General features: G+C 58.6%; 15 protein-coding genes and 1 pseudogene. 6 read left to right on the forward strand and 10 right to left on the reverse strand.

Annotation, left to right across the window (positions count from 1 at the left end; translation table 11 throughout):
- Positions 1-128 precede the first annotated feature (128 nt).
- Complete coding sequence (locus FQ187_RS26425; protein WP_149631721.1) at positions 129-512, reverse strand: PaaI family thioesterase; 384 nt, start codon at positions 510-512, stop codon at positions 129-131.
- Positions 512-2,836, reverse strand: coding sequence for a Tex family protein (locus tag FQ187_RS26430; RefSeq protein ID WP_149631722.1), 2,325 nt, complete (start codon positions 2,834-2,836; stop codon positions 512-514). The genes FQ187_RS26425 and FQ187_RS26430 overlap by 1 nt, the downstream gene beginning before the upstream one ends.
- Positions 2,837-3,197: 361 nt before the next feature.
- On the opposite strand from FQ187_RS26430, the gene ompR reads away from it, so the two are divergent.
- Both ompR and FQ187_RS26440 read left to right on the forward strand, forming a co-directional pair.
- The gene (ompR, locus tag FQ187_RS26435; protein WP_129439422.1) at positions 3,198-3,938 is read left to right on the forward strand and encodes a two-component system response regulator OmpR; all 741 of its coding nucleotides are present in this window, start codon (positions 3,198-3,200) and stop codon (positions 3,936-3,938) included.
- Between the two features lie 115 nt (positions 3,939-4,053).
- Positions 4,054-5,367: an ATP-binding protein gene (locus FQ187_RS26440; protein WP_149631723.1), complete on the forward strand. Its 1,314-nt coding sequence runs from the start codon at positions 4,054-4,056 to the stop codon at positions 5,365-5,367.
- Between the two features lie 165 nt (positions 5,368-5,532).
- Here FQ187_RS26440 and rimK read toward each other — a convergent pair whose 3' ends face one another.
- Genes rimK through FQ187_RS26455 form a run of 3 tightly spaced genes read right to left on the reverse strand, consistent with a single transcriptional unit; the run spans position 5,533 to position 7,710 of the window.
- On the reverse strand, positions 5,533-6,438 hold the full coding sequence (gene rimK, locus FQ187_RS26445; protein WP_149631724.1) for a 30S ribosomal protein S6--L-glutamate ligase: 906 nt from the start codon (positions 6,436-6,438) through the stop codon (positions 5,533-5,535).
- Entirely contained in the window at positions 6,435-6,896 is a 462-nt protein-coding gene (locus FQ187_RS26450; protein ID WP_176471525.1) for an ATP-dependent zinc protease, read from the reverse strand. The genes rimK and FQ187_RS26450 overlap by 4 nt, the downstream gene beginning before the upstream one ends.
- Positions 6,897-6,930: 34 nt before the next feature.
- Positions 6,931-7,710, reverse strand: coding sequence for an EAL domain-containing protein (locus FQ187_RS26455; RefSeq protein WP_149631751.1), 780 nt, complete (start codon positions 7,708-7,710; stop codon positions 6,931-6,933).
- Between the two features lie 116 nt (positions 7,711-7,826).
- Between FQ187_RS26455 and FQ187_RS26460 the strand changes: the two genes are divergently transcribed.
- Positions 7,827-8,234 carry an RNA-binding S4 domain-containing protein gene (locus tag FQ187_RS26460; protein WP_149631725.1) on the forward strand — a complete coding sequence of 136 codons (408 nt, stop codon included), beginning with the start codon at positions 7,827-7,829 and terminating at the stop codon, positions 8,232-8,234.
- Positions 8,235-8,280: 46 nt separating this feature from the next.
- On the opposite strand, the pseudogene FQ187_RS30595 reads toward FQ187_RS26460, so the two are convergent.
- A pseudogene (locus tag FQ187_RS30595) lies at positions 8,281-8,421 on the reverse strand (phosphoesterase); the annotation flags it as partial.
- A 149-nt stretch (positions 8,422-8,570) separates the two neighbouring features.
- Here FQ187_RS30595 and hslO point away from each other — a divergent pair.
- Both hslO and FQ187_RS26475 read left to right on the forward strand, forming a co-directional pair.
- Positions 8,571-9,473 carry an Hsp33 family molecular chaperone HslO gene (hslO, locus tag FQ187_RS26470; protein ID WP_149631726.1) on the forward strand — a complete coding sequence of 301 codons (903 nt, stop codon included), beginning with the start codon at positions 8,571-8,573 and terminating at the stop codon, positions 9,471-9,473.
- 181 nt (positions 9,474-9,654) lie between these two features.
- On the forward strand, positions 9,655-11,196 hold the full coding sequence (locus tag FQ187_RS26475) for a phosphoenolpyruvate carboxykinase (protein WP_149631727.1): 1,542 nt from the start codon (positions 9,655-9,657) through the stop codon (positions 11,194-11,196).
- 144 nt (positions 11,197-11,340) lie between these two features.
- Here the strand turns inward: FQ187_RS26475 and FQ187_RS26480 are convergent, their stop codons facing one another.
- The 4 genes from FQ187_RS26480 to FQ187_RS26495 all read right to left on the reverse strand — a co-directional run bounded on the left by FQ187_RS26480 (position 11,341) and on the right by FQ187_RS26495 (position 13,982).
- Positions 11,341-11,694 (reverse strand): DUF1493 family protein, encoded by a 354-nt coding sequence (locus FQ187_RS26480; protein ID WP_129439408.1) that lies wholly within the window; start codon positions 11,692-11,694, stop codon positions 11,341-11,343.
- A gap of 114 nt (positions 11,695-11,808) precedes the next feature.
- Positions 11,809-12,105, reverse strand: a complete 297-nt coding sequence (locus FQ187_RS26485) for a hypothetical protein (RefSeq protein ID WP_076029037.1) — start codon at positions 12,103-12,105, stop codon at positions 11,809-11,811.
- 384 nt (positions 12,106-12,489) lie between these two features.
- The gene (locus FQ187_RS26490) at positions 12,490-13,617 is read right to left on the reverse strand and encodes a hypothetical protein (protein ID WP_149631728.1); all 1,128 of its coding nucleotides are present in this window, start codon (positions 13,615-13,617) and stop codon (positions 12,490-12,492) included.
- A gap of 101 nt (positions 13,618-13,718) precedes the next feature.
- Positions 13,719-13,982 carry a hypothetical protein gene (locus FQ187_RS26495; protein WP_149631729.1) on the reverse strand — a complete coding sequence of 88 codons (264 nt, stop codon included), beginning with the start codon at positions 13,980-13,982 and terminating at the stop codon, positions 13,719-13,721.
- Positions 13,983-14,290: 308 nt separating this feature from the next.
- Between FQ187_RS26495 and FQ187_RS26500 the strand changes: the two genes are divergently transcribed.
- Positions 14,291-14,587: a hypothetical protein gene (locus tag FQ187_RS26500; protein WP_149631730.1), complete on the forward strand. Its 297-nt coding sequence runs from the start codon at positions 14,291-14,293 to the stop codon at positions 14,585-14,587.
- Positions 14,588-14,762: the final 175 nt, after the last annotated feature.

Genomic DNA, 14,762 nt, shown 5'->3' on the forward strand with positions numbered 1-14,762 from the left:
GCGAATGCGGTGGGTCAGGCAACATTAAAGTCATCTGACCCACCGCATTCGCGAGCAAGCCCGCTCCCACAGGGAACTCCGGCGCTGCGGTTACAGCGCCGAAATTAACTCAAATCGATGACAGGTAGCTACAGGACAGCGAACGTGCCTTGTGCTTTTGCGACGAGTTTGTCGCCTTGCATCACGTCGGCTTCGACCACCAGCGTGCGCCGGCCCGGGTGGATCACCCGCGCCGTGCACATCACTTCACCGTCTGCGACGGCGCGAATGTAATTGATCTTGCACTCGATGGTCGCGCTCTGCTGGTCAAAGCCGTGGGTGCTGGAACAGGCCAGCCCCATGGCAATGTCCACCAGACTGAACAAGGCCCCGCCGTGCAGCTTGCCGCCGCGATTGCGCAGTTCTGGTTCCAGCGCCAGGGCGACTTGCGCCACCCCGGCCTCCAGACTGTGCAAGCGACACCCCAGCAACTTGAAAAAAGCGCTTTCGGTCAGCCCGGGCGGGATGTCCATCAGCGTTTCTTCAACTGCTTGGCGTTGGCGAACAGCGAAGCCATGGCGTTGTTGGCCGGAGCCACCGCCGTGGTTTCCTTACGCGGTGCGGTGTTCTGGGACTGGCGCGGGGCCGAGCCCGGACGCGCACCACGGGCACCGTCGATTTTCTCGCCCGGGGTGTCGCTCATACGCATCGACAGGCCAACGCGTTTGCGTGGGATGTCGATTTCCATGACCTTCACTTTCACCACGTCACCGGCCTTCACCGCTTCACGCGGATCCTTGATGAACTTCTCCGAAAGCGCAGAGATGTGCACCAAACCGTCCTGATGCACGCCGATGTCGACGAACGCGCCGAAGTTGGTCACGTTGGTCACCACGCCTTCGAGGATCATGCCCAGTTGCAGGTCCTTGAGGTCTTCGACGCCTTCCTGGAACTCGGCGGTCTTGAACTCGGGACGCGGGTCGCGGCCAGGTTTTTCCAGTTCTTGCAGGATGTCGGTGACCGTTGGCAGACCGAAGGTTTCGTCGGTGTACTTTTTCGGATCAAGACGCTTGAGGAAGCTGGCGTCGCCGATCAGTGAGCGAATGTCGCGGTCGGTCTCAGCGGCGATGCGCTGGACCAGCGGATAGGCTTCCGGGTGAACTGCAGACGAATCCAGCGGGTTGTCACCGTTCATGACGCGCAGGAAGCCAGCGGCCTGTTCGAAGGTTTTCTCACCCAAACGAGCGACTTTCTTCAACGCCGCACGGGTTTTGAACGCGCCGTGTTCGTCGCGGTGGCTGACGATGTTTTGCGCCAGGGTCGCGTTGAGGCCGGAGATGCGCGCCAACAGGGCCACGGAAGCGGTGTTCACGTCGACGCCGACGGCGTTCACGCAGTCCTCGACCACAGCGTCCAGGCCGCGCGCCAGTTTCAGCTGCGACACGTCGTGCTGGTACTGGCCGACGCCGATGGATTTCGGGTCGATCTTCACCAGCTCGGCCAGTGGATCCTGCAGGCGACGGGCAATCGACACCGCGCCACGGATCGACACGTCGAGGTCCGGGAATTCCTTGGACGCCAGTTCCGACGCCGAGTAAACCGATGCGCCGGCCTCGGAGACCATGACTTTGGTCATCTTCATGGCTGGGTATTTTTTGATCAGCTCTGCGGCCAGCTTGTCGGTTTCACGGCTGGCGGTGCCGTTGCCGATGGCGATCAGGTCCACTGCATGCTTGGCGCACAGGGCAGCCAGAATCGCGATGGTCTGGTCCCATTTGTTGTGCGGCACGTGCGGGTAAACCGTGGCGTGATCCAGCAGTTTGCCGGTGGAATCGACCACGGCCACCTTGCAACCGGTGCGCAGGCCCGGGTCGAGACCCAATGTGGCACGCGGGCCAGCCGGCGCCGACAGCAGCAAGTCGTGCAGGTTATGGGCGAACACGTTGATCGCTTCGGTTTCCGCGCCATCGCGCAGTTCGCCCAGCAAGTCGGTTTCGAGGTGGGTGTAGAGCTTGACCTTCCAGGTCCAGCGCACCACTTCGCCCAGCCATTTGTCGGCGGCGCGGTTCTGGTTCTGAATGCCGAATTGCTGGCCGATCATGCCTTCGCACGGGTGCATGGTGCCCGGCAGTTCGTCGCCGACTTTCAGCGCCGAACTCAGAATGCCTTCGTTGCGGCCACGGAAAATGGCGAGCGCGCGGTGCGATGGCATGCTTTTCAGCGGTTCATCGTGTTCGAAGTAGTCGCGGAACTTGGCGCCTTCCTCTTCTTTGCCAGCGATGACGCGGGCGCTGAGGGTGGCTTCCTGCTTGAGGTAGCTGCGCAGCTTGTCCAGCAGGCCGGCGTCTTCGGCGAAGCGTTCCATCAGGATGTATTTGGCGCCTTCGAGGGCAGCCTTCACATCGGCGACGCCTTTTTCGGCATCGATGAAGCGCGCGGCTTCAACGTCTGGCGTCAGGGTCGGGTCGTTGAACAGGCCGTCGGCCAGCTCGCCGAGGCCGGCTTCCAGGGCGATCTGGCCCTTGGTGCGGCGCTTCTGCTTGTACGGCAGGTACAAGTCTTCGAGGCGGGTTTTGGTGTCGGCGAGTTTAATGTCGCGTTCAAGTTGCGGGGTCAGCTTGCCTTGTTCCTGGATGCTGGCAAGGATGCTGATACGCCGTTCGTCGAGTTCTCGCAGGTAGCGCAGACGCTCTTCCAGATGACGCAGCTGGATGTCATCGAGGCTGCCGGTCACTTCTTTCCGGTAGCGGGCGATGAAGGGAACGGTAGAGCCTTCATCGAGTAGCGCGACGGCCGCTTCGACCTGTTGTGGGCGGACGCCGAGTTCCTCGGCGATGCGGCTGTTGATGCTGTCCATAAAACCACCTGACAAATTGTGAAAGCAGGCTCGCAGGCGCAGAGAAAAGGGCTCGGCGAGTCTGGTTGAGCGGCCTGGCCTGCGCCGCTACCTGGATCAACAGGCATCCCGTTGACCCGTGAAATCGAACAATTACTGCTTGCGCCATGAAAATAAAAAACGGCCACCTACAGTAATGATCAGACGTTGCCTGACACAAAAGGCCGCGCATTATAACCAGCGTTCTGTCATTCGGGGGCATCGCAGGCTGTAGGCATAAAGACCGGATTTCTGGCGATGAAGGAAAAATCTGCTAACAATGCACACGGTGCGTATAACGGCAGCTACGCCATAATGCGCGCCGAGATCAAAGGAGCATCTAATGAGCAGCACTGCAAACATTGCTGAAGGCGAAAAAATTCTTATTGTTGACGACGATCCAGGGCTGAGCAGCCTGCTGGAACGTTTTTTCGTCAGCAAGGGCTACCGCGCCCGCGCCGTGCCGAACACTGAACAAATGGATCGCCTGCTGGCGCGTGAAGTGTTCAACCTGGTCGTCCTCGACCTGATGCTGCCCGGCGAAGACGGCTTGACCGCTTGCCGTCGCCTGCGCACCTCGAACAACCAGATTCCAATCATCATGCTGACCGCCAAGGGCGATGAGCTGAGCCGCATCAAGGGCCTGGAGCTGGGCGCCGACGATTACCTGGCCAAGCCATTCAACCCGGACGAGCTCATGGCTCGTGTCAAAGCGGTCCTGCGTCGTCAATCGACTCCTGTGCCGGGCGCACCGGGCAGCGAAGACGAAAGCGTGACCTTCGGTGACTACGAACTGTCCCTGGCCACCCGCGAGCTCAAACGCGGCGACGAAGTGCACATGCTCACCACCGGTGAGTTTGCGGTGCTCAAGGCGTTGGTCATGAACGCCCGCCAGCCACTGACCCGCGACAAGCTGATGAACCTGGCCCGTGGCCGCGAGTGGGATGCCCTGGAGCGTTCCATCGACGTGCAGATTTCCCGTCTGCGCCGGATGATCGAGCCCGATCCGTCCAAACCGCGTTACATCCAGACAGTCTGGGGCGTGGGTTACGTGTTCGTTCCGGATGGCGCCGCCACCAAGTGATCGGCGATTTGTAGGAGCGGGTCTTGCGGGCAACGGGTCAGTTGACCTTGCTCGCAGACTCGCGATCCGCAATATGCGAGCATCGCTCGCTCCTGCAAGTGTGTAGCGGTTATCCATGAAAACCCCCGTTTGGTTCCCCCAGAGTTTCTTCTCCCGCACCCTTTGGCTGGTGCTTATCGTCGTCCTGTTCTCCAAGGCGCTGACGTTGGTTTATCTGTTGATGAACGAAGACGTGCTGGTGGATCGCCAATACAGCCACGGCGTCGCCCTGACGCTACGCGCCTATTGGGCGGCCGATGAAGAAAACCGCACGAAGATTGCCGATGCCGCGACCCTGATCCGGGTAGTGGGCGCTGGCGTACCGGAAGGTGAGCAGCACTGGCCTTACAGCGAGATCTATCAGCGGCAGATGCAGGCGGAGCTGGGTGCCGACACCGAAGTCCGATTGCGAATGCATTCGCCGCCAGCCCTGTGGGTTCGGGCTCCAAGCCTGGGTGACGGCTGGCTGAAAGTGCCGCTTTACCCGCATCCGTTGCGCGGCCAGAAAATCTGGAACGTGCTCGGCTGGTTCCTCGCCATCGGTCTGCTGTCCACCGCCTCGGCGTGGATCTTCGTCAGCCAGCTCAATCAACCATTGAAACGTCTGGTCTATGCCGCGAGGCAACTCGGCCAGGGCCGTAGTGTGCGCCTGCCGATCAGCGACACGCCGAGTGAAATGACCGAGGTCTATCGCGCCTTTAACCAGATGGCCGAAGACGTCGAACAGGCGGGGCGTGAGCGCGAATTGATGCTGGCGGGGGTGTCCCACGACTTGCGCACTCCACTGACCCGGTTACGGCTATCTCTGGAACTCATGGGTGACCACAGCGACCTGAGCGACGACATGGTCCGCGACATCGAAGACATGGACGCGATTCTCGACCAGTTCCTGGCGTTCATTCGCGATGGTCGCGACGAGTCGGTGGAAGAGGTGGACCTGAGCGATCTGGTGCGCGAAGTCGCGGCGCCGTACAACCAGAACGAAGAGAAAGTGCGCCTGCGCCTGGAGCCGATTCAGCCGTTTCCGTTGCGGCGGGTGTCGATGAAGCGGCTGCTCAACAATTTGATCGGCAACGCGTTGCATCACGCCGGCAGTGGCGTCGAAGTCGCGGCGTATGTGTCCGGGGACACTGCTGCGCCGTACGTGGTGCTGAGTGTGATGGATCGTGGGGCGGGGATTGATCCGTCGGAGCTGGAGGCGATCTTTAACCCGTTCACCCGTGGCGACCGTGCCCGAGGTGGTAAAGGCACCGGGTTGGGGTTGGCGATCGTGAAGCGGATTGCTTCGATGCATGGTGGGAATGTTGAGCTGCGCAATCGGTCTGGTGGTGGGTTGGAAGCGCGGGTGCGATTGCCGCTTGGATTGATGCTGCCGCGGGATGCGGTTTAAGAGATCAGCATTGTCGTTGGGGCTCAAGGCCTCTTCGCGAGCAAGCCCGCTCCCACAGTAGATCGTGTCAGACACTGATATTGTGTTCGCCACAGATCAAATGTGGGAGCGGGCTTGCTCGCGAAGGCGGCCTGCCCGTCACCACAAAAGCCGGCTTTTGTACCCTTAACCCTTGCCTTTGGTGCGCGTCATATTCGGCCCAGCATTCTTCTCCAGATGCTCAATGATGATCCCCGCCACGTTCTTGCTGGTGGTGGTTTCAATCCCTTCCAACCCCGGCGATGAATTCACTTCCATCACCAGCGGCCCGTGATTGGAACGAAGGATATCCACACCCGCCACCGCCAATCCCATGACCTTCGCCGCGCGCAACGCCGTCATGCGTTCTTCCGGCGTGATCTTGATCAGGCTGGCAGTGCCACCCCGATGCAGGTTGGAGCGAAACTCCCCAGGCTTGGCCTGGCGCTTCATCGCCGCGATCACCTTGTCGCCCACCACGAAGCAGCGAATGTCCGCCCCGCCGGCTTCCTTGATGTATTCCTGAACCATGATGTTCTGCTTCAGGCCCATGAACGCCTCGATCACCGACTCCGCCGCCGTCGCCGTTTCACACATCACCACGCCGATGCCCTGAGTGCCTTCCAGCACCTTGATCACCAGCGGCGCGCCGTTGACCATCTCGATCAAGTCGGGAATGTCGTCCGGGGAGTGCGCAAAACCAGTGACCGGCAAACCGATCCCTCTGCGTGACAGCAATTGCAGGGACCGCAGTTTGTCCCGCGAGCGGGCGATGGCCACCGATTCATTGAGCGGGAACACGCCCATCATTTCGAACTGGCGCAACACCGCGCAGCCATAAAACGTCACCGACGCGCCAATCCGCGGGATCACCGCATCGAAACCCTCCAACGGCTTGCCGCGGTAGTGGATCTGCGGCTTGTGGCTGGCGATGTTCATGTAGGCGCGCAGGGTGTCGATCACCACCATTTCATGGCCACGTTCGGTACCGGCTTCGACCAGACGACGAGTGGAATACAGACGCGGGTTCCGCGACAGCACAGCGATCTTCATGCAACACCTGTGGAGGAGGTAGATACCGGGAACACCGGCTTGTCTTGTACGTACTTAATGCCTGGATTGACCACCAACTGGCCGTCGATCAAGGCTTTTGAACCGAGTAACAGGCGATAACGCATGGACTTGCGGCAGGCGAGAGTGAACTCGACCCGCCAGACCCGATCACCGAGGGCCAGGGTGGTGCTGACCACGTAACGCATCTGCGCGTGGCCGTTGGAGCTTTTGATGGTCTTCATCGTCACCAGGGGGGCTTCGCAGCGCCGGTGACGCAGTTGCACCACCGTGCCCAAGTGAGCAGTAAAGCGCACCCACTGTTCCCCGTCGCGCTCGAACGGTTCGATATCGGTGGCATGCAGGCTGGAGGTGCTGGCGCCGGTGTCGATTTTTGCGCGCAGGCCCGCGACTCCCAAATCCGGGAGCGCCACCCACTCGCGCAGACCGACAACGGTCAAATGGTCAAATGTCTTCAATAGGAAAAACCGGCGATTAACGCGTCCAGGTCCCAGGTGTTACCTGGGCCAACGCTTTGAATGCGGGCTTGGCGAACCAGTAACCCTGCATCAGAAAAATTCCACAGTCCGCCAGGAAATCCCGTTCTCCGGCGCTTTCGATCCCTTCGGCAATGACTGTAACGTTCAGCTCCGCACAGATTGTGACAACCCCTCGAACGATAACCTGACGAACACGATCGCGGTCGACATCGCGGATCAGTGCCATGTCGAGTTTGATCAGGTCCGGTTGGAAATCAGCAAGTAGATTGAGCCCCGAGTAGCCCGCGCCGAAATCGTCGATGGCGGTCTTGAAGCCGAATTCGCGGTATTCACGCAGAATATTGGTCAAATGGCGATAGTTATCTACGTGCTGGCTTTCCAGAGTTTCGAAAATCAGCCGGTCGATGGGGAAGTTGTGTTTTTTCGCGGCTTCCAGCGTGCTTTGAATACACAGTTCCGGGCGGTACACGGCGTTGGGCATGAAGTTGATCGACAGATGCGTCTGCATCCCTAGATTCGCCGCGCCTTCAATGGCTCGGGTCCGACAGAGCTGGTCGAAGCGGTAGCGGTTGTCCTCGGTGACCTGATCGAGAACCGACTGTGCACCCTCACCCGTTACACCGCGCACGAGTGCCTCATGGGCGAAAATCGACTGATCTCGCAAATCGACGATCGGTTGGTAGGCAAAGGCAAAATCGAAGCCCAGGGGCTCACTTTGCTGGCAACCCTGGCAACCGCCCTTTGGCGAGGTCAATGAAGACGGAAATATAGTCACTCGATTACTCCATGCCGGTGAGCCGGCCAAGAACACAGTCTATCTGGAGGGCCGAGTTCTTGCGCCCGACAGAAACGGTAGTACAGTTCCGACTATTCACCGAGAGAGGAATTCCAGTGGCACAAAAACAGGAAGAGGACGACAAGGTCCGTCTCGATAAATGGTTGTGGGCCGCGCGTTTTTATAAAACACGTGCCTTGGCCAAGGCGGCGATTGAAAGCGGCAAGGTGCATTGCCGGGGCGAGCGCTGCAAACCGGGCAAGGAACCGAGGATCGGCGACGAGTTTCAGATTCGCGCAGGGTTCGAGGAGCGCACGGTGGTTGTTCAGGCGCTGTCGATCGTACGCCGTGGCGCGCCAGAGGCTCAGGCGCTCTACGCTGAAACCGAAGCCAGCATCGCCAAGCGCGAGGCGGCTGCGGCCATGCGTAAGGCCGGTTCGCTGGGCGTGAGCACCGATGGCAAACCGAGCAAGAAGCAGCGACGGGATTTGTTCAAGTTTCGTGGAAGCAGCAACGACGAGTAGTCGCCGCTGTTCGCATCGAGAGATGCAGACTTGCAATTGCCTAAGCGTGTAGCCATATCGGGTTAATCGCCAGCAGCGCGTTGGAGGGGTGAAAGCGCCACTCGTCGAAAACCACCCACAGCCTCTGACCCGTAGGCCATAACCAGAAGGCCAGTTGCGCCAGAGGTAAGAAATTGCATAAAGCCATCCGGCGAAGGTTTCACCTTGCTTGGAACAAACCCGGATTGTTCATAAAATGCCCCTCACGGCTGAACATCGCGCACCCAAATGGTGCCGCAGAGACGCAATTTCTCACTGTTTGAAATCATTTTGTCATTACTTCAGATACCCAGACCTATGACCGATTTACCGGATACCGACTACACCCAACGCTTCATCTTCGATGACAGCGACACCCGCGGCGAGCTGGTTGCGTTGGAGCGTAGCTACGCCGAAGTCCTCGCTAAACACCCGTACCCGGAGCCGGTTGCACAACTGCTCGGCGAGCTGATGGCGGCGGCGTCGTTGTTGGTCGGCACCTTGAAGTTCGATGGCTTGCTGATTCTCCAGGCCCGTTCCGAAGGCCCGATCCCGCTGCTGATGATCGAGTGCTCCAGCGAGCGCGAAATCCGTGGCCTGGCCCGATACGAAGCCGAGCAGATCGCGCCGGATGCGACCCTCGCCGACCTGATGCCCAACGGCGTATTGGCGCTGACCGTCGACCCGACCCAAGGCCAGCGTTACCAGGGCATCGTCGACCTCGATGGCGAAACCCTGTCGGAGTGCTTCACTAACTACTTCGTGATGTCCCAACAAATCGGTACGCGTTTCTGGTTGTACGCCGATGGTCGTCGCGCCCGTGGCCTGTTGTTGCAACAACTGCCTGCTGATCGTTTGAAAGACGAAGAAGAACGCGCCGCCAGCTGGCAGCACATCACCGCGTTGGGCAGCACCCTGACCGCCGATGAATTGCTGAGCCTGGACAACGAAACCGTCCTCCATCGTCTCTACCACGAAGAGCAGGTTCGTCTGTTCGATGTGCAGAAGCTGCGCTTCCGTTGCAGCTGCTCGCGCGAACGTTCTGCCAATGCGCTGGTCAGTTTGGGTCTGGAAGATGCCCAGTCACTCGTGATCGAACATGGCGGCAACATTGAGATTGACTGTCAGTTTTGCAACGAGCGCTACTTGTTCGACGCCGCCGATATCGCTCAATTATTCGCCGGCGCGGGTGTTGATACGCCGTCAGATACCCGTCACTAAAACGGTTCAGCGCAGGTAAATTCACTGGTTTGTGCCGGAATAACGCCGTTACGACGGGAGGGCCCTACTATTTTTGGGCTTTTCTGGCATAATCCGGCCCACTTTTTTCGCGGTAGTAGTGCACGACTTTCTACTACAAAACGTTTGGAGCACACTCGGCCAATGGCCGACGGGGAACCTCATGACGCAAGCCAATAACGCCGTGTACACCGATCTGAGTGTTGATGATCTGGTAAAAGAAGCCCTCAATCGCGGTGAAGGCGAGCTTGCCGATACCGGCGCGCTGGTTGTTCGCACCGGTCACCGCACCGGCCGCTCGCCAGTCGATCGTTTCATCGTTGACGAGCCGTCCACTTCGGCTTCCATCGCCTGGGGCCCGATCAACCGCAAGTTCCCGGCCGACAAGTTCGATGCCCTGTGGGACCGCGTTGAAGCGTTCAACAACGCACAAGAGCATTTCGTTTCCCACGTGCATGTAGGTGCGTCCGAAGACCACTACCTGGCCGTGAAGATGACCACCCAGACTGCCTGGCAGAACCTGTTCGGCCGTTGCCTGTTCATCAACCCGCAGAAGTACAACCCGGCTGGCCGTGATGAGTGGCAAGTGCTCAACGTTGCTAACTTCGAGTGCGTGCCAGAGCGTGACGGCACCAACTCCGACGGTTGCGTGATCCTCAACTTCGCTCAGAAGAAAGTGCTGATCGCCGGCATGCGTTACGCCGGTGAAATGAAGAAAGCCATGTTCTCGGTGCAAAACTTCCTGCTGCCGGCTGCCGACGTGCTGCCAATGCACTGCGCCGCCAACATCGGCGAAGAGGGCGACGTGACCCTGTTCTTCGGTCTGTCCGGCACCGGCAAGACCACCCTGTCCGCCGATGAAAGCCGTTACCTGATCGGTGACGACGAGCACGGCTGGGGTGAAGGCGTTGTCTTCAACATCGAAGGCGGCTGCTACGCCAAGTGCATCGATCTGTCCGAGAAGAACGAGCCGGTCATCTGGAAAGCCATCAAGCACGGCGCAGTCCTGGAAAACGTCGTTATCGATGAAGCCAAGCACGCCGACTACACCGATGTCAGCCTGACCCAGAACAGCCGCGCCGCCTACCCGCTGGAGCACGTCGCCAAGCGTTCCGAGAAAAACCTCGGTGGCGAGCCAAACGCTGTGATCTTCCTGACCTGCGACCTGACCGGCGTACTGCCGCCAGTGTCGATCCTCAGCGAAGAACAAGCGGCCTACCACTTCCTGTCCGGCTACACCGCACTGGTGGGCTCGACCGAAATGGGTTCCGGCAGCGGCATCAAGTCGACTTTCTCCACCTGCTTCGGCGCACCGTTCTTCCCGCGTCCGGCTGGCGAATACGCAGAACTGCTGATCAAGCGCATCCGCGGCTTCGGCTCCAAGGTCTACCTGGTCAACACCGGCTGGACCGGCGGCGGCTACGGCGTCGGCAAACGCTTCAACATCCCGACCACTCGCGGCGTGATCGCAGCGATCCAGAGCGGCGCGTTGATCGGTGCTAAAACCGAACACCTCGACACCATCAACCTCGACGTGCCGTTGGCTGTGCCGGGCGTTGAGACTGGACTGTTGAACCCACGTAATACCTGGGCTGACAAGGCTGCTTATGATGAAGCCGCTAAAGCACTGGCTGGGTTGTTTGTTGAGAACTTCAAGAAGTTTGAAGTGAGCGACGCGATCAAGGCTGCTGGGCCTAAGCTGTAAGGCTTGGATTTAGCGAATGAAAAAGCCGCCCTTTGAGGGCGGCTTTTTTGTGCGTGCAATGCAGGCCGTCAGGGACACCTTAAGTGCCATTATTCCAGCCGAAAAGGCGCTAAACGACCAGAATAATGGCACTTACGCGTTCAGCTAGATTCCTTCCAATTCCTGTGTGTCCCACCGTTGCAACTTGATCGCTTGGTAAATCATTCCGATAGTCAGAGGGATCTTGTCGCCACGCCCCTTGGCCCGGCGCTTGAGGAATACGTCAAAGCCTTCGGGCTGGAAGTAGCGATAGGCGTCGTAATCGATGAAGTCGATGGCGAACTGTTCTTCCAGCGTCTCCATCAGGTGGCGCGCATCGGTGCCGTTGCAGCCAAAGTCGAAGTTAATCGAGGTGGTGAGGCTGATGGTTTTGCGTTCTGGCAGACCGAGCTCTTCGTGCAGCAGCTGCATGAGCAGATGCATGGTTTGGTCGTCGGGGAAGTCGGGGGCGAAGTTCATTGCGGAGTGTCCGATTGGGCTTGGGTGGAGCTTATTGATCGTCGGGCCCTGGGGGAAGGACCGACTAACTTGAGGCATTCCCACGCAGAGCGTGGGAACGATCTTCGCTCGGCGTCAGGTTGGTGCTTTCCAGCCCATCATGCGTTGTTGGGCGACTTTCAGCAGGTCGCAGCCGTCCTGAGTCAACAGGTAGAGGGCGTGGGTGATATGCGGGATGTCTTCCACATCGCCGTTTTTGAAGCATTGGCAATGTAGGGTTTTGAGTAGGTCGCCGGAAGCTCTGATTCGCTGGAGGGCAGCTTCGAGGATGTCCTGGGGGTTGGCCTCTGTGTCGATGATCAGGGGTGGGGAATCGGTGAGGTTTGTTTGGAGGGGGCGGTAGCGATCGGGGAACGGGTTCAACGTTTTCATTGTTTGTAGCCTCAAATGCATCAGCAATAACCCGCGCCATCGTGACCAAGCGATGGGAGGCGGACTGTGTTCGGGTTGGTCAACCGATGAGGCTCACATCCCGGCACGCCCGAGGGCGTCCCAAACACAGCCACCATATAGCGAGCAGGCACTTGAAGTGCCGGCAGCATACAACGGACGCGTAGATATGAGCTATTCGGGTGACCAAGCCCGAGTCGCTGAATTAGCAGCGACAGCCCGACTATAGGTGTGAGCAGCCGGGCAGCGATAGACGACAAAGAGTCCCCGCATGTAGGAACGGGATGAACCTTGGCTAGGCCCTTTCTATAGGAATTTTCGCGACGAAATTTCTCGTGCTTTTCCGCCATCCCGCGCCCTACCACCTCAACGAATATGCTGATACGAAGCAACATCCAGCGGGCTAGTGGTCAGCCCGGTCGCCGGCGCGTAGATCGTGCCTTTCACTGCCGAGAACTTGACCCCATTACTACCCAGCGAAACGTAACGCTCGCCCTGGTCCAGCTCGGTGAAGTAGGTGTACGAACACTTTTCCATCGCTTTGTATTTCACAGCGGCGCTCGCCATGGCGTTGTGGTGGTTCTGCAGGTCGGCCGGGGTCAGGTTGAGGGTTTTGTTCAGCGGCACGCCCCAACGCCTCAGGCACACTTCGGCAAAGTGACGGACGATCAGGCCGGGTTCGGCCAGCGTTTTAGGGCCGCTGACACCGTCTGCTGCGGCGTTGCCAACCAGCGTGCCATGGCGGCCGGACATGGGAAAAATGTGGGTTCGGGTGCCGGTGGTCGTTTGCGGGATGACACAGCTGAAGCCTTTGGAGCGCTCGTCTCGGGCGTAGAAGCCGACGTATTCTTTTACGTTGGCATTCAGTTTTACTTTGTCTTCCTGAAAGTTACCGATGCCCGGTACCGGATCAATCGCAAAGATATTCACCGGGATGTTCTTCAGTGCGCTGTCCTTGAACATGGCATTGGCCAGCATATGGCAACTAATACCGCCTCGGCTCCAGCCCACCAAGTTGACCTTGGTTGGAAGGATGCCGTCCTTGCGGAACGTTTTGATAATTTGCTCCTGTAACTTCTGCTGGGTCACACTGCGGTCGCCGTAGTTATATTTACGCCACAGCCAGGAGCCTTCGACGATCACGTCTTCGATTGGAATGCCTGCAGCCTTCAGGCGGTTGTATTCGGTCTCGGTCAGTTTTTCACGCTGCCAGTCACACTGACCTTTGATGATGTTGATGGCGTGCTTTACGTTCTCCTCCCAGCCCTTGCCGAACAGCGTGCCGCTCAGGCCGTAGTCCTTGGATATAGTGAACAGCTCATCAGCTTGCAGGTTGCTGGTGCCTGGGCCGTCAATGACGATCCATTCGGCAAACTCTCGGCCAGCATGATGGGAGACCAGTGCCGAAACCAGTTCGCCATTCCAGTAAGTTGGGTTTTGGTTGTCAAATTTAGTCGAGCCGGTACCGCAAAAGAAAATAGTTAATGTAGTCATTGTTGTGCTCTTGTTTGGTTTAAGAGCGTGCAGACTAGTTCGAGTTATTTAAATAATGAAGTGGTTAGTTGTTACTGGGGTTGTAGTATGTGTTTGAAGTTTTAGTGTTCTATTCTTTGTTTGGCAACTTCTAGTAACTCGCAACCATCCTGCGTTAGTAAATAAAGTGCGTTCACGATATGAGGGATGTCTTTAACATCGGCCTGTTTGAAGCACAGACAATAAAGCGTTTCGAGCAAATCGCTGGCTGCGCGAAGGCGTTGGTGCGCTGCGTCGAGGACGGCACCGGTGCTGGACGCAGTGTCGATGACGAGGACGGGCGTTTCGCTGTAGCTGGTTTTGAGTGGACGATAGCGGTCTTGCATTTAGGTCAGTCCTGTAGGAAGTCGGGCAGTCTCGCCGGCAGGTCGACACCCTGTTTTCAGCCGCGCCGCAAACTATGAAGGTGGCGACGCAGCGCGGCAATACGGCCGCAATGGACAGGGTTTGTAGGGGTTTTTCCTGCCTTTTCGGACCGAACCTACGCGTTTCCCGAGGTTTTTTACGCCTAAACCCTTAGATGGCAAATTTCCTACGGGTTTGTCAGGCGCAACACATCAAGCCTCTGTATGGTGTGCGCCAGAATCAGTAGGACGTTTCGAAACGTCCGTCCAACGCGTAAAGGGAATTAGGTATGCAATGGCTACGTATGGCCTCGATTTTGTTGCTGTGGGCCGGGTTTTGTCGCGCGGCGGGTGCTGCTGACGCCGGTAACTCGATGGTCCTGTCCAATATGGAGCGCACCGGTTGGCCGGATGCGCTGATCAGTCAGGCGAGCATGGACACTGCTTTCCGCGCTGATTTGCATCAGTTGGGGGCGGCGTTCACCGGCGAAATCAGTCCGGCCCATGCCATTTGGGCGAGCAAGAGCCAGGTGTTTCACGAGCAGGCATTGAATGAACAGCTGCGCGTGGCGGTGTTGGCGCCTTAGCCTCCTCTCCTGACTGATCTTCCCACGCACCCGAGTGGGAATGCCTCAAGGGACGCTCCGCGTCCAGTAACGCGAAGCGTCACGGGCTGCATTCCTTTGCGGCGCATGGGAACGATCGCCGACAACACGCTGTATCATCCCGTATCGTTTTGGTCCCCGACCTTTTCTCGACTCG

It is taken from the genome of Pseudomonas sp. ANT_J28 (assembly GCF_008370005.1).
Lineage (GTDB): Bacteria > Pseudomonadota > Gammaproteobacteria > Pseudomonadales > Pseudomonadaceae > Aquipseudomonas > Aquipseudomonas frigoris.